Source organism: Brevundimonas pondensis, from assembly GCF_017487345.1.
GTDB classification, from domain to species: Bacteria; Pseudomonadota; Alphaproteobacteria; order Caulobacterales; family Caulobacteraceae; genus Brevundimonas; species Brevundimonas pondensis.
This window is the reverse complement of the sequence record NZ_CP062006.1, coordinates 905,675-932,117: the sequence shown is the minus strand read 5'-3', so window position 1 is coordinate 932,117 and position 26,443 is coordinate 905,675. Positions and strand designations below refer to the sequence as shown.

General features: G+C 67.9%; 18 protein-coding genes and 1 riboswitch. Of the genes, 10 read left to right on the top strand and 8 right to left on the bottom strand.

What is annotated here, in order from left to right:
- Positions 1-36: 36 nt before the first annotated feature.
- Genes IFE19_RS04695 through IFE19_RS04680 form a run of 4 tightly spaced genes read left to right on the top strand, consistent with a single transcriptional unit; the run spans position 37 to position 6,213 of the window.
- A complete protein-coding gene (locus IFE19_RS04695; protein ID WP_225910405.1) occupies positions 37-2,625 on the top strand; it encodes an ABC transporter substrate-binding protein in 2,589 nt (862 codons plus the stop codon).
- A complete protein-coding gene (locus tag IFE19_RS04690) occupies positions 2,622-3,473 on the top strand; it encodes an ABC transporter permease (protein WP_207826139.1) in 852 nt (283 codons plus the stop codon). Before IFE19_RS04695 ends, IFE19_RS04690 begins: the two co-directional genes overlap by 4 nt.
- A gap of 2 nt (positions 3,474-3,475) precedes the next feature.
- Positions 3,476-5,092, top strand: coding sequence for an ABC transporter ATP-binding protein (locus IFE19_RS04685; protein ID WP_207826137.1), 1,617 nt, complete (start codon positions 3,476-3,478; stop codon positions 5,090-5,092).
- The gene (locus IFE19_RS04680) at positions 5,089-6,213 is read left to right on the top strand and encodes a P1 family peptidase (RefSeq protein WP_207826135.1); all 1,125 of its coding nucleotides are present in this window, start codon (positions 5,089-5,091) and stop codon (positions 6,211-6,213) included. The genes IFE19_RS04685 and IFE19_RS04680 overlap by 4 nt, the downstream gene beginning before the upstream one ends.
- A 34-nt stretch (positions 6,214-6,247) precedes the next feature.
- On the opposite strand, the gene IFE19_RS04675 is transcribed toward IFE19_RS04680, so the two are convergent.
- Both IFE19_RS04675 and ggt read right to left on the bottom strand, forming a co-directional pair.
- Positions 6,248-8,713, bottom strand: a complete 2,466-nt coding sequence (locus IFE19_RS04675) for a zinc-dependent metalloprotease (RefSeq protein ID WP_207826133.1) — start codon at positions 8,711-8,713, stop codon at positions 6,248-6,250.
- A gap of 36 nt (positions 8,714-8,749) precedes the next feature.
- Entirely contained in the window at positions 8,750-10,489 is a 1,740-nt protein-coding gene (gene ggt / locus IFE19_RS04670; RefSeq protein ID WP_207826131.1) for a gamma-glutamyltransferase, read from the bottom strand.
- Between the two features lie 333 nt (positions 10,490-10,822).
- On the opposite strand from ggt, the gene IFE19_RS04665 reads away from it, so the two are divergent.
- The gene (locus IFE19_RS04665; protein ID WP_207826129.1) at positions 10,823-13,918 is read left to right on the top strand and encodes a TonB-dependent receptor domain-containing protein; all 3,096 of its coding nucleotides are present in this window, start codon (positions 10,823-10,825) and stop codon (positions 13,916-13,918) included.
- 80 nt (positions 13,919-13,998) lie between these two features.
- On the top strand, positions 13,999-15,450 hold the full coding sequence (locus tag IFE19_RS04660) for an amidohydrolase (RefSeq protein ID WP_207826127.1): 1,452 nt from the start codon (positions 13,999-14,001) through the stop codon (positions 15,448-15,450).
- Between the two features lie 197 nt (positions 15,451-15,647).
- On the opposite strand, the gene IFE19_RS04655 is transcribed toward IFE19_RS04660, so the two are convergent.
- The 3 genes from IFE19_RS04655 to IFE19_RS04645 form a co-directional block, all read right to left on the bottom strand.
- On the bottom strand, positions 15,648-16,070 hold the full coding sequence (locus IFE19_RS04655; protein WP_207826125.1) for a low affinity iron permease family protein: 423 nt from the start codon (positions 16,068-16,070) through the stop codon (positions 15,648-15,650).
- Between the two features lie 33 nt (positions 16,071-16,103).
- Positions 16,104-17,420 carry an amidase gene (locus IFE19_RS04650; RefSeq protein ID WP_225910483.1) on the bottom strand — a complete coding sequence of 439 codons (1,317 nt, stop codon included), beginning with the start codon at positions 17,418-17,420 and terminating at the stop codon, positions 16,104-16,106.
- Positions 17,421-17,620: 200 nt separating this feature from the next.
- A complete protein-coding gene (locus IFE19_RS04645; RefSeq protein ID WP_225910404.1) occupies positions 17,621-19,870 on the bottom strand; it encodes a S9 family peptidase in 2,250 nt (749 codons plus the stop codon).
- A gap of 138 nt (positions 19,871-20,008) precedes the next feature.
- Here IFE19_RS04645 and IFE19_RS04640 point away from each other — a divergent pair, with 138 nt between their 5' ends.
- The 4 genes from IFE19_RS04640 (at position 20,009) to IFE19_RS04625 (ending at position 24,601) form a co-directional block, all read left to right on the top strand.
- Positions 20,009-20,824: a ferredoxin--NADP reductase gene (locus IFE19_RS04640; RefSeq protein WP_207826122.1), complete on the top strand. Its 816-nt coding sequence runs from the start codon at positions 20,009-20,011 to the stop codon at positions 20,822-20,824.
- 4 nt (positions 20,825-20,828) lie between these two features.
- Positions 20,829-21,170, top strand: coding sequence for a chorismate mutase (locus tag IFE19_RS04635; protein ID WP_207826120.1), 342 nt, complete (start codon positions 20,829-20,831; stop codon positions 21,168-21,170).
- A 49-nt stretch (positions 21,171-21,219) separates the two neighbouring features.
- Positions 21,220-21,422: riboswitch (cobalamin riboswitch) on the top strand.
- 108 nt (positions 21,423-21,530) lie between these two features.
- Positions 21,531-23,864, top strand: a complete 2,334-nt coding sequence (gene metE / locus IFE19_RS04630; protein WP_207826117.1) for a 5-methyltetrahydropteroyltriglutamate--homocysteine S-methyltransferase — start codon at positions 21,531-21,533, stop codon at positions 23,862-23,864.
- Positions 23,861-24,601: an acyl-CoA thioesterase gene (locus IFE19_RS04625; RefSeq protein ID WP_225910403.1), complete on the top strand. Its 741-nt coding sequence runs from the start codon at positions 23,861-23,863 to the stop codon at positions 24,599-24,601. The genes metE and IFE19_RS04625 overlap by 4 nt, the downstream gene beginning before the upstream one ends.
- 10 nt (positions 24,602-24,611) lie before the next feature.
- Here the strand turns inward: IFE19_RS04625 and IFE19_RS04620 are convergent, their stop codons facing one another.
- From IFE19_RS04620 to IFE19_RS04610, 3 genes are read right to left on the bottom strand one after another with little or no spacing between them, the layout of a single operon-like run.
- A complete protein-coding gene (locus IFE19_RS04620; protein ID WP_207826115.1) occupies positions 24,612-25,049 on the bottom strand; it encodes a hypothetical protein in 438 nt (145 codons plus the stop codon).
- A gap of 10 nt (positions 25,050-25,059) precedes the next feature.
- The gene (locus IFE19_RS04615) at positions 25,060-25,650 is read right to left on the bottom strand and encodes an OmpH family outer membrane protein (RefSeq protein WP_207826113.1); all 591 of its coding nucleotides are present in this window, start codon (positions 25,648-25,650) and stop codon (positions 25,060-25,062) included.
- Between the two features lie 3 nt (positions 25,651-25,653).
- The gene (locus IFE19_RS04610) at positions 25,654-26,433 is read right to left on the bottom strand and encodes a SapC family protein (RefSeq protein ID WP_207826111.1); all 780 of its coding nucleotides are present in this window, start codon (positions 26,431-26,433) and stop codon (positions 25,654-25,656) included.
- Between the last annotated feature and the right edge of the window lie 10 nt (positions 26,434-26,443).

Here is a 26,443-nt window from a genome sequence, read left to right as displayed (position 1 = left end):
GGCGATGCTGCACCATCAATCGGGAGGCGAGACTGCGTGAAGCGGGGTTTGGGGCGTCAGGCATGGAATCGGCTGGGCCGCACGCTGCTGGCGGCTGCGCTGCTGGTCGGCCTGACGGTTCTTACGCCCACGCATGACGCCCAGGCCGCGCCCGTCCGCGACCGTCTGGTGCTGGGCCTGCCGCTGGAGCCGCCGAACCTCGACCCGACCTCGGGCGCGGCGGCGGCGGTGGATGAAGTCGTCTACGCCAACGTCTTCGAGGGCCTGACCAAGCTGACGCAGAACGGCGCCGTGGCCCCGTCCCTGGCCGAGTCGTGGGAGGCCGCGCCCGACGGCCTGACCTGGACCTTCCACCTGCGGCGCGGCGTGACCTTCTCGGACGGCTCGCCGTTCGACGCCGCCGTCGCCAAATTCTCTCTCGACCGCATCACCGCCGAAGGCTCGACCAACGCCCAGAAGGCCCTGTTCGCGCCGATCCGATCCGTCGAGGTCGTCGATCCGGCGACGATCCGCATCCGCCTGTCACGCCCGATGGCCACCCTGCCCTATGTCCTGGCCTGGGGCGACGCGGTCATGGTCTCCCCCAAGAGCGCCGCGACCAACGCCGTTACGCCCGTCGGCACCGGCCCGTTCAGGCTGCAAGGCTGGCAACGCGGCAGCCAGCTGACATTGGTCCGCCGCGACGGCTACTGGGGAACGCCGCCGCGCCTGAACACCGTGGTCTTCCGCTTCATCAGCGACCCGACCGCCGCCTTCGCCGCCGTCAGCGCCGGCGATGTGGACGCCTTCCCCAACTATCCCGCGCCCGAGAACGTCGCCCAGTTCCAGCGCGACCCGCGTTTCCGCGTCGTCGTCGGCGCCTCGGAAGGCAAGGTCATCCTAGGTATCAACAACACCAGGGCGCCGTTCAACGACGTGCGGGTGCGCCGCGCCTTGTCCTACGCCATCGACCGCGACACCCTGATACAGGGGGCCATGTTCGGCTTCGGCCAGCCGATCGGCAGCCATTATTCGCGTCAGGCGCCGGGCTATGTCGACCTGACCGGCCTCTATCCCCACGACCCGGCCAAGGCGCGTCAACTGCTGGCCGAGGCGGGCTATCCCAACGGCATCGACGTGACCCTGCGCCTGCCGCCCCGCCCCTACGCCCGGCGCAGCGGCGAGGTGCTGATCTCGCAACTGGCCGAGGCCGGCATCCGCGCCAAGATCGAGAATCTGGAGTGGGCCCAGTGGCTGGACCAGGTGTTCAAGCGCCGCCAGTTCGACCTGACCATCGTCGAGCACGTCGAGCCGATGGACTACGACATCTACGGCCGCAAGGACTACTATTTCGGCTACGACAGCCCGGCCTTCGACGCCCTGCTGACGCAGGTCAACGCCGCCCCCGACGAGCCGACACGCAACCGCCTGCTGGGCGATCTGCAACGCCGCATCGCCGATGACGCGGTCAACGGCTTCCTGTTCCAGTCCTCGCGCATCGGCGTGTGGAAGGCGGACGTGAACGGCCTGTGGATCAACGGCCCCATCGCCGCCAACGACGTCACCGGCGCCTACTGGACCGGCGCGGGCGCAGCGGGCGCAGCGACCGCCGAGCGCACGGGCGGCGGCCTGCCCTGGGGCTGGATCAGCCTGATCGCGGGCGTAGGCCTGCTCGCCTTCGTCGCCTGGCGCTTCGGCGCGGCCTGGCTGCTGAAGAAGCTGGGCGGCCACGCCCTGACGCTTCTGGCCGCCACCGTCGTCATCTTCCTGCTGCTGCAGGTCGTGCCCGGCGACCCGGCCAGCTATATGATGGGGCTGAACGCCAGCCCCGAAAGCATCGCCGCCCTGCGCCAGCAGATGGGCCTCGAAGGCTCGGGCCTTGAGCGCTACTTCGCCTGGCTCGGCGATCTGCTGACCGGCAAGTTCGGGACCAGCTACACCTATCAGGTGCCGGTCGGCGGCCTGATTGCGGAACGTCTGGCCGTGTCTGCGCCGTTAGCCCTGATGGCCACCGTCCTGTCCTTGGTGGTCGCCCTGCCTATCGGCGTCACCGCCGCCAGCCGCAGGGGAACCGCCGTCGACACCGGCCTGATCGGCGTGACCCAGGTCGGCGTCGCCCTGCCCAACTTCTGGATCGCCATGCTGCTGATCCTGCTGTTCTCGGTGAACCTCGGCTGGTTCTCGGCAGGCGGCTTCCCCGGCTGGAGCCAAGGCTTCTGGCCTGCCTTCAAGGCCCTGATCCTGCCAGCCGTAGCGCTGGCCGCGCCGCAGGCCGCCATCCTCGCCCGCGTGCTCAGGACCGCCCTGCTCGACACCATGAACGAGGACTATGTCCGCACCGCCCGCGCCAAGGGTCTGTCGGTCAATCAGGCCCTGTGGCGACACGCCCTGAGGAACGCCTGGATCCCCGTCCTGACCATTCTGGGGCTTCAGTTCCCCTTCCTGCTGGCGGGCGGCATCATCATCGAGAACGTCTTCTCCCTGCCCGGCCTCGGCCGACTGGTGTTCCAGGCCATCACCCAGCGCGACCTGATCGTGGTGCAGAGCGTGGTGGTGGTGCTCGTCTTCGCCGTGGTTCTGGTCAGCTTCCTGATCGACCTGGCCTATCTGTTCGCCGATCCGCGACTGAGGGGACGCCGCGCATGACCGACGCCCCCGCCATCATCGCCAAGGCCCGCGTGCGTTGGCCGCTGTCCCTGATCGTCGGCGCGGTCCTGACCGCCGTCGTGCTGGCGACCGCCCTGCTGGCTCTCGTCTGGACGCCCTGTGACGTCGAGGCGGTGGACATCGCCGCCAAGCTGGCCGCCCCCTCCGCCGCCCACTGGATGGGCACGGACCACTTCGGCCGCGACGTCCTGTCGATGATCATGGCCGGGGCGCAGAACTCCCTGATCGTCGCCTTCGTCGCCGTCGGCATCGGCGTCGCGATCGGCACGCCTCTGGGCCTGACCGCGGCGGCGCGCGGCGGCTGGATCGACGAACTGGTCATGCGCGGCAACGACCTGATCTTCGCCTTCCCCGCCCTGCTGCTGGCCGTGATGATCACCGCCGTCATGGGGCCGGGCGCGATCAACGCCGTCATCGCCATCGGCGTCTTCAACATCCCCGTTTTCACCCGCGTCGCCCGCGGCGCGGCGCAGGGCCTGTGGACTCGCGAATACGTTCTGGCCGCCCGCACGGCGGGCAAGTCCAAGGCCCTGATCTCGCTCCAGCACATCCTGCCCAATCTGATGAGTCTGCTGGTCGTGCAGGCCGCCATCCAGTTCGCCGTCGGCATCGTCGCCGAGGCGGGCCTGTCCTACGTCGGCCTGGGCGCCCAGCCGCCCGCGCCCAGCTGGGGCCGGATGCTGGCCGAGGCCCAGACCATGATCAGTTTCGCCCCGTGGCTGGCCATCATGCCGGGCCTCGCCATCTTCGTGACCGTGCTGGGCCTCAGCCTGACCGGCGACGGCCTGCGCGACCTGTTCGACCCGCGCGTGCGGCGGGAGCGTTGAGCATGACCGTCCTCGACATCCGCGACCTCAGCCTGTCGATCGGTTCGACGCCGATCCTGAAGACCGTCAGCCTGTCCGTCGCCCCCGGCGAAATCCTCGGCCTGGTCGGCGAAAGCGGCTCGGGCAAGTCCATGACGGCGCTGGCCGTGCTGGGCCTGACGCCGCCGCGCGCGACCCTGACCGGCGAGATCCGCCTGAACGGCCAGGTCGTCTCGAACGCCCCTGACGCCGTGATGCAGCAGGTGCGCGGTCGCGACGTCGGCGTCATCTTTCAGGAGCCGATGACGGCCCTGAACCCCGTCATGACCATCGGCGATCAGGTTGCCGAGACGGTGCGCCTGCACAGGAAGACCTCGCGCAAGGAGGCCCTCGCCGTCGCCCGCGCCGTGCTGGACCGGGTGGGCCTGCCCGCCGAGCGCTTCCCCCTGACCCGCTATCCGCACGAGCTGTCGGGCGGTCAACGACAGCGCGTCGCCATCGCCATCGCCATCGCCCTGACGCCCAAACTGCTGATCGCGGATGAGGCGACGACGGCGCTGGACGTGACGACCCAGGCCCAGGTGCTGGACCTGCTGAAGCGGCTGGTGCGCGAGGACGGCATGGGCCTGATCCTCATCACCCACGACCTCGCCGTGGTGGCCGAAACCGCCGACCGGCTGGCGGTGATGAAGGACGGCGAACTGGTCGAGGAAGCCCCCGTCAGCCGCATTGGCGCCGGCATGACGCACCCCTATTCCCAGCGCCTTCTGGCCAACGCGACCCACGCCCCGACGCGCCGCAGCGCCCCCCAGGCCGACGCCGCCCCCGTGCTTCAGGTCGAGGGTCTGGTGCGCGAATACGGCGGCGCGCCCGCCCTGTTCGGCAAGTCGAAAGCCTTCCGCGCCGTGGATCAGGTCAGCCTGTCGATCCAGCCGGGCGAGAGCCTCGGCCTCGTCGGCGAAAGCGGCTGCGGCAAGTCCACCCTGCTGCGCGCCATCCTGGCGCTGGAAACCCCGCAAGCCGGCCGCGTCCGGGTCAAGGGCCGCGACATCACCGCCGCGCGCGGCGCCGCGCTGAAATCCATCCGCCGCGACATCCAGGTGGTCTTCCAGGACCCCTACGGCAGCTTCGATCCGCGCTGGAAGGTCAGCGATCTGGTGGCCGAAAACTTCCACCTGCTGGACGCCCGCCCGAGCCCCGCCGAGGCCCGCCGCCGCGTCGATGAAATGCTGGAGCGCGTCGGCCTGAACAGCGCCGCCGCCGACCGCTATCCGCACGAGTTCTCGGGCGGCCAGCGCCAGCGCATCGCCATCGCCCGCGCCCTAATCACCGAGCCCTCGGTCATCTGTCTGGACGAGGCGGTCTCGGCGCTGGACGTTTCGGTGCGAGCCCAGGTGCTGGACCTGCTGGCCGACCTGTCGGATCGGCTGGGTCTGTCCTACCTCTTCGTCACCCACGACCTCAGCGTCGTGCGCACGGTGACGGATCGCCTGCTGGTCATGCAGGCCGGAAAGATCGTCGAACAGGGCGAGACGGCCGCCGTATTCGCCGCGCCGTCGCACCCCTATACGCAGAAACTTCTGGCGGCGACGCCGGATCTGGTTCGCAATCACGCTCTGGAAAAGGAAACCGTCGGATGAACCGCAGAACCGTCCTCGGCTCGGCCCTGATCGGCGTCGCAGCCTCCGCAGCGGGCGCCGCCAGCGCCAAACCCGCCGCGCAGTCCGCCGCTCGCGCCTCGGGCCGCACCGGCCGCCTGAACCTCATCAGCGACGTCGAGGGCCTCAAGGTCGGTCAGGCCCACGACGCGGGCGTCCGCACCGGCGTCACCGTCATCCTCGCTGAAAAGCCCGCCACGGCCGCCGTGGATGTGCGCGGCGGCGGCCCCGCCGGGCGCGAGACGGACGTCCTGCGCGCCGAAAACCTGGTGCAGGAGGTGGACGCCATCATCCTGTCGGGCGGGTCGGTGTATGGCCTCGGCTCGGCCGATAGCGTCGCCGCCTGGATGGGCATGCGCGGACGCGGCTACGGCATGGGCGGTGCGCCCGGCGTGCCCCCCTCGCCCATCATCCCGACCGCCTGCCTCTATGACCTCGCCAACGGCGGGAACAAGGCCTGGGAGATGGAGCCGCCCTATCGCCGCCTGTCGGTTCAGGCGCTGGAGGCCGCCAGCGACCGCTTCGACCTGGGTACGGCCGGCGCGGGCTATGGCGCAGAAGCCGGCGCGCTGAAGGGCGGCATCGGTTCGGCGTCGGCCGTCATGGCCTCGGGCTGGACGGTGGGCGCCATCGTCGCGGTCAACAGCGTCGGCTCGGTCGTGGCGCCAGGCGGCAAGAGCTTCTGGGCCGCTCCCTATGAGATCGGCGACGAGTTCGGCGGCCTCGGCGCCTCGGGCCTGCACGCCTCGGCCGAGGACTGGGGCCTGTCCAAGTTCCGGCCCCAACCGCGCGAGAACACCACCATCGCCTGCATCGCCACCGACGTGGCGTTGACCCGCGTCGAGCTTCAGCGCGTGGCCATCATGGCCCAGGACGGCATGGCCCGCGCCATCCGTCCGGCCCACGCCCCATTCGACGGCGACACCCTGTTCAGCCTGTCCACCGGCAAGAAGGTCATTGAGAACCCGGCCATGCGTCAGGTCGCGGTGGCCCAACTGGGCAACGTCGCCGCCGACGTCCTGGCCCGCGCCGTGGCCCGCGGCGTTTATCACGCGACCAACTATGAGGGCGTGACCGGCAAGACCTGGCGGGAGCTGAAGTAGCCCTCTCCCGCCGGGAGAGGGTTATGCGCTCAGATCAATGCCACTCGCCGCCGCCGATCGGCGCGCCGGGCGGCACCGTCTGCGCGACCGGCAGGGTCTCGCTCAGCGCCTTCAGCCCCTCGACCGGCCCGATCAAGGCTTCCGCCAGCCAAGCGCACTGGGCCGTTTCCAGCCGATCGCCACGGCAGCGTTTCAACTGCTCGCCGAACCGCCGCGCGCTGTCGCGCACCGCACCCTGCGCCGTGGACGACAGGTCCTTGCCCTGGATTAGCGCCGCCAGATGGGCCGCATAACGGGCGCGAACGACCCGGCGCAGTTCGGCCTGACGCGGGCTGAGGCTCGCGCCCGGCCCCACCGCCGTCGCCACCCGATCCAGCACCTCGGTCAGGCCCAACTGCCCCGCGTCCCGGCGCTGCTGCTCGACCAGACGGTTCAGACGCTCAGGCGCCAGCAGGGTCTCGAACACCACCTGAGACGCCGCCGCCGCCGCCGATGACGGGTCAAAGACCGCATCGGTCTTGCCCTCGAACAGCTCGATCTCCGTCTGGCGGTCGCCGTTGCCCGACTGGGCCGAGGACAGCAGGTCGATCAGGTCGTCCCGCAAATCCAGCTCGTCCGGCGCCACGGCCTGCATCAGGGCCTCCAGCGCTGCACGCTGCTTGTCGGCCGGCACGACCTCCGCCCGCTCATGGCCGTCGCCGCTGATGGCGTAGCCATAGTCCACGCCACCGATCTGACGCCCGACCGCCGTGGTTTGATAGCGGTGATAGAGATAGATCGGCACGATCACGCGGCGCAGATCCGCCGCCGGCGCCCCCGCCGGCAGATTGGCCAGGCCGAACCGCGACAGGGCGATGCGCCGCACGGCCATGACATTAGCGAACTCGGCGACCGGATCGGTCCCGTTGTCCCACATGGCGCCATAGGGCTGCAAACTGCCCAGTGGCCGGGTGTCGGTGTCGTTGACGAAGCGATAGCCCTTGGCCTGCACCTCCGCCGCCAGTTCGGCGCGACGAGCGATCGGGTCCTGCCCCGGTGCATCGCCGTACAGCCAGTCCACCACATAGCGGTCCCAGGCCCCGACGCCGGTCGTATAGGCGCGGCTGAAGTCCAGACGCTCGCCGTCGGCGATCACCCAGGGCGCCGGATAGTCCATGACCGAGGCCCGATCCTCATAGGTCGAGGCGGCGAAGTTGTGGGAAATGCCGAGCGCATGTCCGATCTCGTGCGCCGACAGGTGGCGCAGGCGCTGATAGGCCAGACGGTCGGGATCGTCCTGCCCGCCCGTGCCGCTGCGCGCGGCACCGACCAGACCCTCGAAGATCATCTTGTCCTGACGGTCGCGCAGCGAGCCCAGCTGCACCACGCCGCGCACGATCTCGCCGGTGCGCGGATCATTGACGCTGGTGCCCGTGGACCAGCCGCGCGTCTCGCGGTGGACCCAGGAGACGATGTTGTAGCGCGCGTCCATCGGGTGCGCCCCCTCGGGCAGCAGCTCGACCCGGAAGGCGTCCACGTATCCCGCCTTGTCAAAGGCTTGCGCCCACCAGTCGCCGCCCTCGATCAGGGCCTGACGAATGGCGGGCGGGGCGGCGCGATCCACATAGAAGACGATCGGCTTCTTCACCGTCGAACGGGCGGCGGTCGGATCGGTCTTCTCCAGACGGAAACGGCGCGCCAGACGGCTGACCACCGGCTGATCCAGATCGGCGGCGAAGTCCGTCACCATGACCTGGGCCGAGGTGCCCGAGCGCGGGTCGTGCAGCACCGGCTGGAACCCAGCGTCGGGCAAGCGGATGAACGAATGGCGCACCGTCAGGGTGACCGAGCGCGATTCCGGCGAGACGCGCGACAGTTCGGCCCCTGGCTCGTCGCTGGTGAAGGTCTGGACCGTCTGGAACTCGACGTTGTCGGGGAAGACCAGGGTCTGGTCCGCCTCGAGATAGCCCAGGGTCGGCGCCGCCTTGAACGTGCCCAGCCGCGCCCGCTTCAGGCGTCCGACGGCGTTGACCGCGTCCCGCTCAAGGAAGCCCGACAGGTCCACGCTGACCGATCCGTCGGCGCCCGTCTCGACCACCTCGCCGGACCAGACCACCGAAGGCGCGAAGGAGGCCGCAACCGCGTTCACCTGATCGGCGTCGGCGTCCACGGCGCGGAAGCGGGTATTCTCGAACTCGGCGAAGACGCGGTTGCCCACCTTGCGGAAGGCCACCACCTGGGCCGCCCCCAGACCCGAACGGTCCAGACCCGCGCCGTCCATGCCCAGCCCCGCCGAAAGGCCCGGCTGATACAGATAACGCCCAAGCACCCCGTCCGCGCCCGGCGCGGGCAGACGCACCGTCGCCTTGCCCTTCTGCCGATCCAGCTTCACCCCGAACAGGCCGTCCTGCCAGGTGGAGGCCGACGCAATAGCCGGCCTTTCCGCTTGGGCCAGAACCGGCGCCGCCCCCGCCGCCACGACCAATCCGGCGACGCTCGCCAGCAGAACCTTGCGCAACATGAGCCGCCCCCCGCGGTTGACTGAAAACTGAAGTGCTTACTGGACGCCGAGCGCCAGGGCGTCAGGGCGGCGGGTGTCCGCCGCGCCCAGGAATCGATCGCCCTCGATCATGATGGACTGGGTGCTGCCCATTGTCATGGACGGGCGAACCGTGTGGCCGCGCGCTTCCAGCAAACGCTCGACGTCGGGCGAGAAGCCGCCCTCCAGCTCCAGCGGGCTGTCGCCGCCGCCCTGGTTCAGGCGCGGGCGCATCGCCGCCTCGGCGATGTTCAGCTGGTGGTCGATGACGTTGGAGATCAGTTGCACCATGGTGGCGATGATGTAGCCGCCGCCCGGCGTGCCGGTGACCAGCCAGGGCTTGTCGTCGTCAAAGACGATCATGGGCGTGATGGTCGAGCCCAGACGCTTGCCCGGCGCCGGCGAGTTCGGCTCGTCCCGCGTGCCCCACGAGAAGTTGTCCAGTGAGTTGTTCAGCAGGATGCCCGTCCCAACCGGGGCCACGTGCGCGCCGTAGGAGTTGGACAGGGTATAGGTGTTCGACACCGCATTGCCGTGGGCGTCGGCCACCGAATAGTGGGTCGTGTCCTGGCTCTCGTACGGATAGGGGTTGCCCTCCGGGATGTCGGCGGCTGCCAGCGAGCGATCCATGCGGATCAGCTTGACCCGCTCGGCGGCGAATTCCTTGCTGGCCAGACCCTGCGCCGGCGTCGTCCACTGCGGCGCCCCGCCGATCAGGCGACGGTCCGACGAGACGATCTTCATCGCCTCCGAGATCAGGTGCAGGCTGTCGACGCTGCCCCAGCGCAACTCGCGCATGGGGAAGTGCTCCAGCAGGTTCAGCCCCTCGGCCACGCTGACGCCCGAGGCGGTCGGCGGCATGTAGGCGATGCGGTGATCGCGATAGGTGGACCAGATCGGCGCGGTCACGTCGGCGCGGTAATCGGCCAGGTCCTGGGCGTCCATGATCCCGCCGCGCGCCTGCACGCCCTCGACGATCTTCTTGGCCAGTTCGCCGCGATAGAAGGCGTCGACCCCGCCCTGCTGCACCTGACGCAAGCTCCAGGCCAGTTGCGGCTGCTTGAACAATTCGCCCGCGCGATAGGGCGTGCCGTCGGCCTTCAAATAGGCCTCGCGCGCGCCGGGATCGGTGGCCAGAACCGTGGCCCGGCCCGCCGTCGCGTCCGCCTCGCCGTCCGACAGGATGACGCCGTCCTCGGCCAGCTTGACCGAAGGCGCCACCACCTGGGCCCAGGTCAGGGCGCCGAAGCGCTTGTGCGCCTCCCACATGCCCGCGACCGTGCCCGGCACCGAAACGTTGCGGAAGCTGGACGGCGCGCGGCGGTCGAACTTGCCGCTGTCGTCCAGCAGGAAGTCCGGCGTCGTGGCGCGGGGCGCCGTGCCGTAATAGTTGATGGCGATGTCGGCCGCCGGGCGGTCCGCCGTCGCGGCCATGTGCACGATCATGTAGCCGCCGCCACCGATATTGCCCGCGCGCGGCAGGGTCACGGCTTCCGCAAAGGCCACGGCCACCGCCGCGTCCACGGCGTTGCCGCCCTGTTTCAGGATGTCGACGCCGACCTGGGTCGCGATGGCGCTCTGGCTCACCACCATGCCGCCGCGTCCGACCGTCGGGCTGTGGATCTGGCCGTAGTTGACGATGTCGCCGCCGCTGCCGACGGCGGGCCGGGTCTGGACCGGCGCCTGCTGAGCAACCGCAGGCGCAGCCGCCAACAGGGCCGCCGCGGCGACCGCCAGAATCTTCAGATGAGAACGCATGGCCACCCCGTCACAATTGGCTCTGATCTATCGCACGCGCCCACATCAGAACGCCCTTTGACAGCGATAGCATTGCTCAAAGTGGAAACTCAACGCCCAATTGAGGTGATTAGTTTGCCCAATATATTGAATAACAGCAATATTTAACCCTAAACGGTTGACGCGTCGAATGTGTCAGTTTCTAGTCCGACACGAGGCGAAACCTCCGACGTCGCATCTTTCCGGGACGACGATCGGGACCAGGAGGCTGCCTTGCTCAATAGATCCGGCCGCCGCCGGACGAGCCCCGGGGGGATACCGGGCTTGATGACCATCAGAGGGGATACCAGGATCATGCGTGCAGCCTTCACCCGCCGAAACCTGAAAACAGCCATGCTGGCCACGACCGCGCTGTTCAGCGCCGCGACCGCCGCGGCGGCCCAGGACGCGCCGGAGCCAGAGGCCACACAGGTCGACGAAATCGTCGTTGTCGGCTCCCAGATTCGCGGCGCCAAGGTGACGGCGGCCCTGCCGGTCACCGTCGTCGGCGAGGAGCAGATCCTGGCCTCAGCCGCGACATCAGGGGACGACCTGATCCGCTCCATCCCCCAGATGGGCGACGTCACCTTCAACTCCAGCTATCTGCCCGCCAGTTCGAACTCGGCGCGCGGCGACACGGGCTCGGTCAACCTGCGCGGCCTGGGCATCGGCAACACCCTGGTGCTGCTGAACGGGCGTCGCGTCGTCGGCCACCCGACTAGTCAGGCGAACGAGCATCTGGTTCCTGTCCTGACCTACAACACCAACGCCATACCGGTGACCGGCCTGCGGCGGCTTGAGGTCCTGCGCGACGGCGCCGCCGCCATCTACGGCGCGGACGCCGTGGCTGGCGTGATCAACACGGTCCTGCGCGATGACCTGAACGGCCTGACCGTCTCGGCCCAATACGGCGGCGCCGAGGGCACGGGCATGCGCGAAACCAATTTCAGCGCCTATGGCGGTCGCGACTTCCTGGACGGCCGCGCCAACCTCTCGGCCTTCCTGAACTACGACCAACGCACCGAGCTATCCACCACGGATCAGGACTATACGGCGTCGCTGGACAAGCGCCCCCTGTTTGCGGGAACCGGATATGAGGGCAATACCTCGCTGAACGGACGCTCGTCGCTGACGCCCTGGGGTCTGTTCCGTCCGACCGGCGGCACGGTGCGCCTGCCAGGCGCAACCTCCAACCTGACCGCCTTCAGCACCCAACCTTCCAGCTTCACCGGCTGCGGCGCGGCCCTGGGAAGCGGCCTTTGCCTCAAGTCCGGCACGACGGTCGATTCACGCCTCTATTCCGACTCAGCGGCCCAGGGCCTGACGGTCATGCCGGAAGTCGAGCGCCTCAACGTCTTCGTGACTGGCAAGTACAGGCTGAACGACAGCGTCGAAGCCTTCGGCGAGCTTGGCTATTATCACGCCGAAACCACGGCGTGGCAGGCCCCGATCAGCACCCTGTCCTCGATCGTCCTGACCATCCCCAAGACCAACTATTACAACCCCTTTGGCGCTACGACCCTGCCGGGCGGCGCGCCTAATCCGAACCGCCTTCCGGGCATCACGGCCCCCGCCGCCGGGGTGGATCTGCTGCTCAGCGGCTACCGCTTCGACGACCTGGGCCCGATCGAGGTCAACGTCACCAACAAGCAGTATCGCATCCTGGGCGGCCTGCGCGGCGAGTTCGCCGGGTGGGACTGGGAAAGCGCCCTGCTCTACTCCGAGGCCAGCGCCGAGGATATCAGCGACAATATCTCGACCACGGCGCTGCAGAGGCAACTCGCCCTGTCGACGCCCGACGCCTACAATCCCTTCAACGGCGGCGACCTGAATAATCCGGCCTTCGGCGACGGCGCCCCCAGCAGTCAGGCCGCGCTCGACGCCATCCGCCAGAAGATGCGCCGCTACACCGAAACCACCCTGGCGCTCTGGGACTTCAAGGTGTCGCGCCCAGATCTCTTCACCCTGCCTGCCGGCGACCTCGGCATGGCGGCGGGGATCGAGGCCCGCCTGGAGACCCAGCTGGACGATCGCGACCCCCGAATCGACGGAACCATCACCTTCACCGACGTCTCGGGCGCGGTGTACGGCGACCTGATCAACTCTTCCATGAACCCGGACACCAAGGGCGATCGCAACGTCTATTCGGCCTATGCCGAACTGGCCGTGCCCATCGTCTCGCCCGAGATGAACATCCCCTTCGTCCATAATCTGGAAGCCCAGATCGCCGGCCGCTACGAGCACTATTCGGACTTCGGCGACATCGCCAAGCCCAAGGTCGCCGTGGCCTGGGACCTGGCCGAAGGCCTGCGTCTGCGCGGTTCCTGGGCCCAGGGCTTCCGCGCCCCGAACCTGGAGCAGATCAACGCCAGCATCGTCACCCGTTCGAACAGCAGCACCGACTGGGCCTATTGCGAGGCCCTGGCCCGTCGCGGCGCCATCACCGGCCTGAACCGCTGCGTCAGCCCGACCATCGCGTCCGGTTTCCCCGACGCCTCCTCGGTCAATACCGCGCGCATCCGTCGCAACGTCGCCGAACAGCGCGCCGGCAATCCGAACCTGAAGCCGGAAGAATCTGAAACCATGTCGTTCGGCACGGTGATCCAGCCGGACTTCACACCGGCCCACCTCGGCGATTTCACCATCACGGTCGACTGGTGGAATGTGAAACAGGAAGGCATGGTCGGCGTCTTCCGCGGCCAGAACGCCCTGACGCTGGACTACCTGCTGCGCAAGCAGGGCAGCTTCAACCCGAACGTGGTGCGCGCCGCGGCGACCCCCGAAGACATCGCCATCTTCGCCGGCACAGGCATGCAGGCCGCCGGAGAAATTCTCTACGTCAAGGACCTCTACGACAACCTGCAGCCGCAAGAAGTCCAGGGCATTGACCTGGGCCTGATGTGGAGCCTGCGCGGTACGGCTCTGGGCGACTTCAGCGCTAATCTGAACGTCTCGCACCTGCTGAAATACTACCTGGAGCCCTCGCCGGCCGTTCAGGCCCTGATGGACGCCAAGGCCAAGGGCGATATCGACGCCGCCATCGCTTTCAGCGGCAGCGCCGGCGATCTGATCCGCCAGGGCGGGCGCCCCGAATGGAAGTGGTCGGCTTCGGCGACCTGGCGCCGCCAGAACGTCACCGTCGGCGCCTACACCGCCTACACCGGCAGCGTGGAGCAGGACGGCCTGACCAATACGCTTGGCGAAGCCTGGACCGTCGATTCCCAGATCACAGCCAACCTCTATGGCGAGTATGAGTTCGACAATGACGGCCTTCTGGGCGGTACGGCGGTCCGTCTGGGCGTGCGCAACCTGACCGACGAGGCGCCGCCCCTGGCCTCCGATGGCTACCTTGGCACGGTCTATCAGCCCTACGGTCGCTATTGGTACGCCAGCATCCGCAAGTCGTTCTAGAACGTCCATCGCCAACAGGGCGGAGAGCGCGCCATCGCTCTCCGTTCTTTTTGTTTCGCTGCCTGTTCGTGGAGTTCCCGATGAAACCCGTCTCGATGCGCGCCCTGGCGCTCGCCGCCGCCCTGACCGGCCTGACCGCCCCGGCCTTCGCCGCCGAACTGTCGCCCCAGGCCCGCGCCCAGATCACCGGCACGGTCGAGCGCAACCAGCCGGCCCTGGACCACGCCGCCCTCGAAATCTGGAAGTTCGCCGAGCTGGGCTATCAGGAAACCCAAAGCTCGACCCTGCTGCAGGGCCAGCTTCGCGAGGCCGGTTTCCAGGTCACGCCGGGCATCGCCAACGAACCCACCGCCTTCCTGGCCAGCTTCAAGAACGGCGACGGCCCGGTCATCGCCGTCCTGGCCGAATACGACGCCCTGCCCGGCCTGTCGCAGACCCTGAACCCGGTGCAGGAATCCGCCGGTGGTCACGCGGGCCACGGCTGCGGCCACAACCTGTTCGGCGCGGCGTCCGTCCACGCCGCCATCGCGGTCAAGGACTGGATGGTCGCCAACAACATCAAGGGCGAGCTGCGCGTCTATGGCACCCCCGCCGAGGAAGGCGGCTCGGGCAAGGTCTACATGGTCCGCGACGGCCTGTTCAACGATGTCGACGTCGCCGTCCACTGGCATCCCGGCAACGTCAACAGCGCCCGTCAGGGCGACACCATGTCCAACGTCTCGGGCAAGTTCCGCTTCTACGGCGTCTCCTCCCACGCCGCCGCCGCGCCGGATCGCGGACGCTCGGCCCTGGACGGGGTCGAGGCCATGAACGCCATGGTCAACCTGATGCGCGAGCACGTGCCCGACCGCACCCGCATCCACTACGCCATCACCGACGGGGCCAAGGCGCCCAACGTCGTCCCGGCCTTCGCCGAGAGCTACTACTACGTCCGCCACAACGACCCGCAGATCGTCCGCGACGTGCTGGAGCGGGTCAAGAAGGCCGCCGAGGGCGCGGCGCTCGGCACCGGCACCCGCGTCGAGTTCGAGGCCATCGGCGGCGTCTATTCCATGCTGCCGAACGAAGCCCTGATGACCGTCATGGACCGCAACCTGCGTCATGTCGGCGGCATCACCTGGACGCCCGAGGAAATCGCCCTGGCGACCGAGATCCAGAAGACCCTGCCGACCAAGCCGGACCTGGCCAGCGTCGGCGCGATCGAACCGGCCGTGATCGGCGGCGACTTCGGCGGTTCGACCGACGTCTCGGACGTGTCGTGGGTCGCGCCGACAGTCGGCCTGTCCACCGCCACCTTCGTCCCCGGATCGGCGGGTCACTCCTGGCAGAACGTCGTGGCCGCCGGCTCGACCATCGGCCTGAAGGGCGCCCATCTGGCCGCCAAGACCCTGGCCCTGACCACCGCCGAACTGTTCCAGAGCCCGGACACCATCGCCACGGCCAAGGCCGAGTTCGAGCGTCGTCGCGGCCCGGACTTCAAATACGAGGCCCTGCTGGGCGACCGCGCCCCGGCGCTCAACTACCGCGACTAGGGCAGGATGAGGGGTGTCGGCGCAGGGTTTGAACAGATCAACCCGCCTGACATCCCCCTCCAATCCCGGTAAAATAGGGCGATTGTCCGCGTCTTGAGGCGATCGGCCCGCCGCCAGCCGCCCGTGCGCCATGATGCGCGCTTCGCCAGCGGCCAAGGAGGCATTTCAGACGATTCAGACGAATTGGACTCTGTTTTTCAGGTCTCGCTCTCCGCCGCGCGCCTGGCCGGCCGGCTCCTGACCGCCCGCGCCGGCTGCCCCGCATGGATGTCGCGCCCGCGCCGCTCGACCTCCTGCAGGATGACCGCCAGCTCCTTGTCGGTCAGGTGCTCGATGCCGATGAAGCCCGCATCGGCCTTCTTCACCGCATAGACCAACTCGTCCAGCTTGGCGTGCATGGCCGCCGCGTCGCGGTTCTGGGTGTTCTGGATCAGAAAGACCATCAGGAAGGTGATGATGGTCGTGCCGGTGTTGATCACCAGCTGCCAGGTCTCGCTGAACTTGAAGGCCGGGCCCGTCACGGCCCAGACCAGGACCAGCAACAGACACAGGATGAAGGTCCACGGACGGCCCGCCACCTTGGCCGTCGTATTGGCGAAATGGTTGAACAGCTTTTCCATGGCCGTTTAACCCGCATGAACGGTCGAGGTTGCTCAGGGCAGCGGCGGCGCCCTTCGCTCCTTGGTCACCTGTTCATAGGCATAGCCCAGCGACAGGATGCGGGCGTCGTCCCACTTGCCGCCGATGAAGCTGAGCCCCACCGGCATCCCCCGGTCGAAACCCATGGGCACGCTCAGGTGCGGATAGCCCGCGACCGCCGCCAGCCGACTGGCCGAGCCCTGCATCTCGTCCTCGTCCTTGGGATCATTGGTCCAGGCGCGCGAGGTCGTCGGCGCGATCAGGGCGACCACCCTGTGCTCGGTCATCATCCGGTCGATCCCGTCCGGTCCCGCCGCCCGCAGCGACCTGGCCCGCGCCTCGACATAGGCCGGATCACCCAGGCCGCGGGTCGCCTGGGCCTTCTCGAACAGGTCCTGGCCGAACAACACCGTCTCGCGCGGCTCGGCGGCGTTGAAGGCGATGACGTCGGCCAGGGTCCGCGTCTTCACCTGCGCCGGCTCGGTCGAGGCCAGATAGGCGTTCAGGTCGTGCTTCAGCTCGGTCAGCAGGACCGTCAACTCCCACCCGCCGATGGCGCGCAGATCGGTCGGCGCCTGCTCGATCTCGACCACCTCGGCCCCGGCGGCGCGCAGGGCGGTCAGGGCCCGCTCGAACTCGGCGCGGGTCTCGGCGGAATAGGAGGGCGACAGGAAGCGCATCACCCCGATGCGGGCGCCCCGCAGGCTGTTCGCGTCCAGCGCCGCGCGATAATCGACCTTGCGCGCATCGGCCTCGGCCGTCGCCGGGTCGGCGGGATCGCTGCCCGCGATGACGCTCAGGACGATGGCCGCGTCCTCGACCGTCGTGGCGATGGGGCCGGCGGTGTCCTGCGAATGGCTGATCGGCACGACGTGGGTACGGCTGACCAGACCCACGGTCGGCTTGAATCCGACCACGCCGTTGACCGAGGCGGGACAGGTGATCGAGCCGTCCGTCTCGGTGCCGATGGCGACCGGCGCCAGACCGATGGCCACCGCCACCGCGCTGCCCGACGACGAACCGCACGGCGTCCGGGCGGGGTCATAGGGGTTGCGCGTCTGCCCCCCGACCGCGCTCCAGCCGCTGATGGAATCCGACGAGCGGATATTGGCCCACTCCGACAGATTGGTCTTGCCGAGGATGATCGCCCCGGCCTCCCGCAGTCGGGCGACCAGAGGCGCGTCGCGCCCTGGCGCATTGGCGGCCAGGGCCAACGAACCGGCCGTCGTCGGCATATCGCGCGTCTCGATATTGTCCTTCAGCAGGACAGGAAGGCCCTCCAGATAGCCCTCCCCCTCGCTCGCCGCCCAATCGATGCGCGGCGCCAACATCACCAAGGCGTTCGGCGCGACAGCCTCGCCCGCCTGCCGGTCGATCCGTCGCGCCCACGCAACATGGCTCGGTCCATAAAAGGCCATATGGTCAATGATCTGCGCTGCCGTCGGAAGCTGACGCCCCGACGTCGCAGCCGCCGGTTCCTCCTTGGCCGTGGCGCACGCCGTCAGCGCCAGGGCGCTGACGGCGGCGAGGATCAATCCGCCTTGGCGGGCGCCCGCGCGCCGATGGTGCGGTCGAGGAAGTCGAGGTAGGTGCGCCATAGGTGAAGCTGCCTCTCGTTGCCGCGCACGCCATGACGCTGTCCGGGATAGAGCATGGTCTCGAAGGGAATGCTCTTTTCCTGCAGCGCGTTCAGCACCCGCGTGGTGTTCTCGAAGATGACGTTGTCGTCGGCCATGCCGTGCAGCAGCAGCAGACGCCCGGTCAGGTGATCGAGGCGGCCCAGCACGTCGGAGGCGGCATAGCCGTCCACATTGGCCTGCGGCGTCGACATGTAGCGCTCGGTATAGGCGGTGTCGTAGAGGCTCCACTCGGTCGGCGGGGCGCCCGCCAGGGCCGAGGCCAGACCCATCTTGGGCTCGGTCAGCGCCATCAGGCTCATGAAGCCGCCATAGGACCAGCCCATCATGGCGATGCGGCTGTCATCGACATAGGGCAGCGACCGCAGATAGTCGGCGGCGATGACCTGATCCTCGATCTCGGGCTGACCCATCTTCAGATAGAGGGCCTGCTTGAACGCCGCCGAACGATCGCCCTCGCCCCGGTTGTCCAGTCTGAAGACGATATAGCCCGCCTCGGTCAGCAACTGGTTGGTCGCCGACTGCCAGCCGTTCTTCACGCCGCCGCCCGAGGGCCCCCCGTACACCTGCATCACGACTGGATAGGTCTTGCTTGGGTCAAAATCAGGCGGCGTGGTCATCTGCCACATCAGCGTCTCGCCGTGGCTTTGCAGGGTGCCGAAGGTCGGCTTCTGCTGCCGCTCGGCATAGGGCCAGAAGGGGTGGCCGGGCTGCAGCCTGTTCTCCTCGATCCAGCGGATGCGCTGGCCGTCGATGCCATAGAGGGCCGACTGCATCGGCGTGTTCACGTCGGTATAATTGCCGACATAGGCCGTGCCGGTCCGGTTGACCGAGGCGCTCCACCAGCCGCCGCGCGGGGTGATCTCTACGGGCGTCGCGGTCCGCTTCATGCTGGCGCGGAACAGCTGCTGCTCGATCGGGTACTCCTTGCCGTCGCGCATCGAGGCGGTGAAGAAGATCTCCCCCGTCGCCTCATTGACGCCTTCCAGCGCCTTGACCGGATAGTCGCCGCGCGTGATCGCCCGCAGGCGGCGGCCGTCGCGGTTGTGGAGATAGAGGTGCTTCCAGCCGCTCTCTTCCGACGCCCAGATGAAGTTCCCGTCCGTCAGCGCCTTGAAGTCATGATTCAGCGGCACCCAGGCGTCCGAGCGCTGGGTGGCGATGACGCGGCTGGCGCCAGTCGCCGGATCGACGCTCAGCAGGTCGAGCGTCTTCTGGTCGCGCGACAGGCGCTGGACGTACAGGGTCCGCCCGTCCTTGGCCCAGTTGACGCGGGCCAGATAGATGTCGGCGTTCGCGCCCAGGTCGACCTTGACCCGCTGCCCCGCCTGCACGTCCTGCACATAGAGTTCGACCACGGCGTTGGGGCGACCGGCGCGCGGGTAGCGCTGCTCGATCACCGAGGCGCCGCCGCCGGTGATGTCCAGGCGCGGAATGATGTCGACCTGGGTCTCATCGGTGCGTTGCAGGGCGATGAAACGCTCGTCCGGGCTCCACCAGTAGCCGGTGTCGCGATCCAGCTCTTCCTGGGCGATGAACTCGGCCGTGGCCCAGGTGATCAGTCCGTCGCCGTCCGTGGTGATCGCCTGCTCGGCGCCCGAGGCCAGGTTGAGCACGACCAGATCCTGATCCCGCACGAAGCTGACGAAGGCGCCCTTGGGCGAAACCTTGGCGTCGATCTCATCGGCCGTGGTTTCGGTCAGACGGCGCACGCTGCCATCAGCACGGTTAGCCAGGAAGATGTCGCCTTCCAGCGGCGCCAGGATGTAGCGGCCCTGCTCGTCCCACGAATATTCGACCACGCCCCGCTGCGAAATCCGCATCCGTTCGCGCCGCGCCTTCTCGGCCTCGGACAGCTCGCCGGCATCAGGGACCAAGGCCCGTGCGTCGATCAGCTTGAAGGGCTCGCCGCCCTTCACCGGCGCGGCCCACAGGTCCAGCACGTCCACGTCGTCCTCGCGCGAGCGCAGGAAGGCGACCAGTTCGCCGTCGGGCGACAGGCTAACGCCCTTGGCCACCGGCCCGGCCAGGGACGGATTGGCGAACACCCGCTCGACCGTCAGGATCGAGGACGCGGGCGCTGTGGCGGCGGGCGGAGCCGCCGGCTGCGGAGAAGATTGGGCAAAGGCCGAGGTCGCAGCCATCAGGATCGTCGAAGCAAGAAGGAATGTGCGCATGGCGGCGAAGCTAGAGGCGGATTCTTCCGCCGTCATCCGCAAATCTGCGCGGCTGCGACGCCCGCGAGCCTTTCGCATTCGCCCGCGACCGCCTAGTTAGGCCCCATGTCCGACGCCTCCACCGCCGCGCCGCCCGTCAAGGCCAGCCCGTTCCACAATCTGGAAGTCCTGTGGGTCCGCCACTGGAACGATCAACTGTTCAGCTTCGGCGTGAAACGGCCGGAGGATTTCCGCTTCCGTTCGGGCGAGTTCGTCATGATCGGTCTGCCGGGCGAAGACGGCGCAAAGCCCATCCTGCGCGCCTATTCCATCGCATCGCCCTTCTGGGCCGAGGAACTGGAGTTCTTCTCGATCAAGGTCGAGGACGGCCCCCTGACCTCGCGCTTGCAGAAGATCCAGCCGGGCGACAGCGTTCTGATGGGCAAGAAGCCGACCGGCACCCTGGTGCTGGACGCCCTGACCGGCGGCGAGCGTCTGTGGCTGATCGGCACCGGCACGGGCCTGGCGCCCTGGCTGTCGGTCGCGCGCGATCCGGAAACCTATTCCCGCTTCAAGCAGGTCATCGTCTGCCACACGGTGCGCAACGTCGCCGACCTGGCCTATCGCGACTTCTTCAGCCACGAGATCCACGACGATCCGCTGATCGGCGACGAGGCCAAGGCTCAGTTGACCTATTATCCGACCGTGACCCGCGAGCGTTTCGAGACGCCGGGCCGCATCACCGATCGCATCAAGTCGGGCGACGTCTTCGCCGACCTGCAACTGCCCATCGGCTTCTCGCCCAACAGCGACCGCGTCATGCTGTGCGGCTCGATGGCCATGATCAAGGAGACCGGCGAGTTGCTGGAATCCTACGGCCTGAAAGAAGGCTCGAACGCCGAACCCGGCGACTATGTTCTGGAGCGCGCCTTTGTCGGCTGACCTGATGACCGCCCCCCGCACCGTCGCCATCGACGACCGCAAGGCCCCGGAAGACTGCGCAACCATGATCGACGTGCGTCAGGGCGTGGATGCCCTGGACCGCGCTCTGGTGACCCTGCTGGCCGAGCGCCAGCGCTATATGGACGCCGCCGCCCGCATCAAGCCGAACCGCGACGCCGTCTTCGACCAGGCCCGCATCGACGACGTGGTGGCAAAGGTGCTGGCGGCGGCCGAACCCGCCGGCCTGTCGCCCGACATCGCCGAGCCGGTCTGGCGCCTGCTGATCGACCGCTGCATCGCCCACGAGTTCGGAACCTGGGACCGCACACGCAACCCCAAGCCATAAACATATAAGCATATCGTTATATGTTCTTGACTTACCCCGGCGCATAAGGCCTTTTGCCCGCCGTCGTGGTCTGCGCGTCGTTTCGGCGGCGCGGAGCTAAGAGGGAAGCCGGTGCGACACCGGCGCTGCCCCCGCAACTGTAAGCGGCGAGCCGAAGGTTCATCTTGTGTCACTGGCGTTTCGACGCCGGGAAGGCCGAGCCTGAAGCCGTGACCCGTGAGCCAGGAGACCTGCCCCGACAGATAACGTCCTCCGGCGGGGTGTCCGGTCAGGCCGCATGTGCGCCGCCGGTCTCCTGAAGCCCGCGCGGGCGTGCGCGCGCCCCTGTCTGAAGCCCTGCCCTTGCAAAGGCTTCGAGACATGACCGTCCGCCCCAACGTCCAGTCCGCCATTCTCGGCTTCCCCCGTATCGGCCCGAAACGCGAGCTCAAAGCCGCGCTCGAAGCGCATTGGGCCGGGCGAATGAGCGCCGACGACCTGCTGGCGACCACCGCGGACCTGCGCGCGCGCACCTGGCGGAAGCAACGCGAGTTGGGCGCAAACATCATACCTTCCAATGACTTCTCGCTATACGATCATGTTCTGGACACGTCCGCCATGGTCGGAGCCTTGCCGACGCTTTACGGCCAGGAGACGGAACAGGTCGCACTGAAGACCTATTTCGCCACGGCGCGCGGATCGCAGGGCGAACACGAAGCGACATGCGGATGCGGCCATGGCGCCGCGCCCGGAGGCGAAGGTGTGCCGGCGGCCGAAATGACCAAGTGGTTCGACACCAACTACCACTACATCGTGCCGGAATTCACCGAGAACCAGACTTTCCGCCTGACGTCGACCAAGGCGCTGGACGAGTATCTGGAAGCCAAGGCGCTGGGCATAGAAACACGCCCCGTCCTTTTGGGGCCGGTCAGCTATCTTTTGCTGGGCAAGGCGCGGAATGCTGACTTCGATCCCTTGAGTCTGCTGCCGCAACTTCTGCCGGTCTACGCCGAGGTTCTGCGCTCCCTGGCCCGCGCCGGCGCCACCTGGGTGCAGATGGACGAACCCTGCCTGGTGACCGATCTGAACGATGAGGCCCGTGAGGCCTACCGGCTGGCCTATCGCGTACTGACCGACGTCGTGCCCCCCACCAAGGTCATGCTGACCACCTACTTCGGGGGCTTGGGGGACAACCTGGAAACCGTACTGTGGCTTCCGATCGATGGTCTGCATATCGACCTGACCCGTGCGCCCGAGCAGTTGGACGCCGTGCTGGCGGACGCCCGACCGGATCTGGTCCTTTCATTGGGCGTCATCGACGGGCGCAACATCTGGAAAGCCGACCTCAACGCAATTCTCGACCGATTGGAGCCTGTCATCGACAGAGGCCGCACAGTGATCCTGGCGCCGTCCTGCTCCTTGTTGCACACGCCCATCGATCTCGAGCGGGAAACAACGCTGGACCCCGAGGTGAAGGACTGGCTCGCCTTTGCCGTACAGAAAATCGCCGAGCTGGAGATTCTGACCCGTGCCTTGAACCAGGGGCGCGAGAGCGTGCGCGAAATTCTGGATGCAGCTTCGGCTTCTGTCGCCTGCCGAGCGGCCTCTCCCCGTATTCACGACCCGGTGGTTCAGGCGCGTACAGCCGACCGCACGCAGATGCAGACGCGGCGTTCCTCCTCTTTCGAGGTGCGTCGTGCGGCTCAGGTTCGCCGTCTGAACCTGCCCGCCTGGCCGACAACCACCATAGGCTCATTCCCCCAGACCCCCGCCGTCCGAAAGGCCCGCGCCGACCACGGCAAAGGCGTCATCGACGCCGGCGCCTATGAGGCCTTCCTGCGCGAGGAAACGGCCCGAACCATCAGGTGGCAGGAAGAGATCGGTCTCGATGTCCTGGTCCATGGCGAATTCGAACGCAACGACATGGTCCAGTATTTCGGCGAACAGCTCTCCGGCTTCACCTTCACCAGGAACGCATGGGTCCAATCCTACGGCTCGCGCTGCGTGCGTCCGCCCATCATCTACGGCGATGTTTCCCGGCCCCTGCCGATGACGGTGGAATGGTGGCGCTACGCCCAGTCCCTGACCGACAAGCCGATGAAGGGCATGCTGACCGGACCCGTGACCATCCTGAACTGGTCCTTCGTTCGCGACGACCAGCCTCGTAGCGAGACCTGTCGCCAGATCGCCTTCGCCATCCGTGACGAAGTGCTCGACCTAGAAGCCGCCGGCGCTCCCATCATCCAGATCGACGAGGCGGCCCTGCGCGAAGGCCTGCCCCTGCGCCGATCTGACTGGCAGGCCTATCTCGGATGGGCGGTGGAGTGTTTCCGCATCACCGCCTCGGGCGTCGCCGACCACACCCAGATCCACACCCATATGTGCTACTCCGAGTTCAACGACATCATCCGTTCGATCGGAGAGATGGACGCGGACGTCATCTCCATCGAGACCTCGCGTTCGAAGATGGAGTTGCTGGACGCCTTTTCTGACTATCGCTACCCCGCGGAGATCGGACCGGGGGTCTACGACATCCACTCGCCGCGCGTGCCCGCCGTCGAAGACATCAGCGCCCTGCTGAAGGCCGCGGCCGAGAGACTGCCCGCTGACCGTCTGTGGGTGAATCCCGATTGCGGCCTGAAAACACGAAGCTGGCCGGAGACCGAAGCGGCGCTCGTCAACATGGTCACCGCGGCGCGGGCGGCGCGGGCATGAGCATCCGGCTGATCGACATGGTGTTTCCCGGCGACGCCAATCACCATGGCACCCTGTTCGGCGGCGTGGGACTGGCGCACCTGGACAAGGTCGCCTTCCTGGCCGCCAGCCGGCATGCGCGACGCACCGTGGTGACCGCAGGCTGCGAACGGATCGACTTCGCCGCACCGGCGCGGATTGGTGAAATGGTCGAGGCTGTGGGTCGTGTGGTGCGGACCGGCCGAACTTCGCTCGGCGTGGAAGTTGAACTTCACGCCGAGGCCCTGTTGAGCGGCGAACGGCGCCTGTGCACCCGAGGCCTGTTCAACATGGTCGCCCTGGGCGCGGATCAGCTGACGCTGTCTCCGCCGCCCGGGATCGACATCCCGACAGAGGCGGATGATTGGTTAAGGGCCGCCGACATGGTCTTCCCCGGCACGACCAATCACTACGGCACCCTGTTCGGCGGAGACGCCCTGAAGTTGATGGGCAAGGCGGCCTTTGTCGCGGCGACGCGACGTGCGCGAAAAGTCGTGGTCATGGCCGCCACCCACCGCATCGACTTCAGCACCCCAATCCGCGAAGGCGACATGGTGGAGACGGCCTCACGCGTGAAGACGACAGGCCGCTCCTCGTTGACCATCGAGGTCCAGCTTTGGGCCGAAGACCTGCTGAACGGTCGACGTAGTCACTCGGCGACGGCGGAGTTCGTCATGGTGGCGGTCGATCAGAGCGGCCGTCCTGAGCCGTTGGGCTGATCGCCGAAGTTCAGGCCGGAGGCTCCAGCTGAACAGCGAGGCGCAGCGGCTGCAGCATGCCCTTGGGCGGCGGCGGCAGACGGCGACCGTCCACCACCCCACGCAAGGCTGCCGAAGCCTTGAGCGGAGCGCGCGGCGCCGGTTCGACGCGGGTGACGACGCCGTCAGCCGAAACCCACAACCTCAGCTCCAAAGACTCGGTCGGCTGATCCGGGGATGAGCGGAGCTGGTCCAATTCCTGACGCAGGTCGATCGCCGCCGCCTCATCAGCTTCCAGCCAGGTCGTCAAAGTCCGTGTTGCGTTCTCGGCATAGGCGACCCAGGCTTCGGGCGCCTCGTCGGGCGTCAGGCTCTGGGCCTGCGCCTGGCCCGCCAGGCCCAGAACGGCGGCTATCCCGGCCGCGAGGGTCCGAAACGGGGCATGTAGATGAGACCTGGAAGCGATCATCAGTCCTGACCTAACGGGCGGGTTGCGCGGCGACCTGAGGCAGGCGTTCGCGTTCGAAAGTGATGGTCGACAGGCGACTGTCCAGGAGTTGCACCACCTCGGCGGTCAGGTCGTTGGCGAAGTTGCCGCCCAGCGCCGAGTTGCGGTCCAGCAGCAGACCGCAGGCCTTGGCGGCATAGACCTGGGCGATGGCGGGCTGGGCCTCGTTGGCGATGCGCTCCATCGCCTTGAGGCGAGTCGCCTCGACCTCCTGATTGGCGTGGGCCGCCTTCTGCTGCAAGGCCTGCCATTGGCCGGCCAGGGCCTCCGCGCGCTGGCGGCGAGCGGCGTTGTCAGGCTGCCCTTCGAGGGCGCGTAGTTGGGTCTCAAGCGGCTGGCGCTCGGTCTCGATCTCGGTCTGGGCCATGGCGGCCAGTTCCTGAAGGCGGGCGCTGGCGGCCTTGCCGGCGGCGGCGTTGGCGAAGACCGCCTCGCGCGACAGCAGGCAGACGCCCGGGATGACCGGACCGCCCAGCGGCTGGGCCTGTTGCGCGGCGGCCGGCAGGGCGGCGCCCGCGACCGCGGCGAGGGTCAAGGCTGCGAAGATAAAGCGATTGGTCATGGCTCAGGCTTTCTTGGACTTGGTCGGCTTGGTCGCGGGCTCAACGGTCGTCGTCGCCTGCCCGTGCAGGGCCAACAGCGCGCCGAAACGCTCCAGCGAGGCCAGATGGAAGTGAACCAGCGCAAGCCAGCCCTTGCGATGCCAATCCAGGACGACAGCTTCATCCAGCTTGGCGAACTGATCCGTATCGATGATCTGGAAACCGTCGAGACCCAGCTTGCGGCCATCCGGCAGGGTGACGTCGGCGCGGCGGTCGATCAGCAGGCCTTGGGCGCGCAGGGCCTCGGCAAAGGCCTGGGTGGCGCCGGCCTCGCCCTGGAAGGCGTTGCAGAAGGCCATGGCCTCCAGCGTCAGTTGCGTCGGCTGATCACCGTCGAACAGGGCCGTCCCCTCCTCGCCCGAAGGGGCCAGTCGTTCCGAGGCGGCGTCGACGGCCAGGGCGAAGCCGTCGGGATTGACGGTGGCGATGAAGCCGAACGGATAGCGGCGCACATAGGCGGGCACATAGGCGTCCTCGGCCCAGCGGCCGTCGGCGACGAACAGGTTGCGCTGCTCCAGACCCAGGACGACGACCGGCTGCGCCCCCTCCCCGGCCGAGAAGACGACGGGGTAGCTGCGGGCGGCGGCGGCGATCTCGCTAACCACTACGGGGACAAAGGGCGTGTCGGCGGCGAAGGCCGCGTCGCCATCCTTCAGGCGCCAGCTTCCGTGCTGGACCGCCGAGAGCGGCTGGGGGTCGCGATAGAAGAGCGGCAAGGCGCCTGCGGGAGAAGCGTCGGACATGGGATACTCC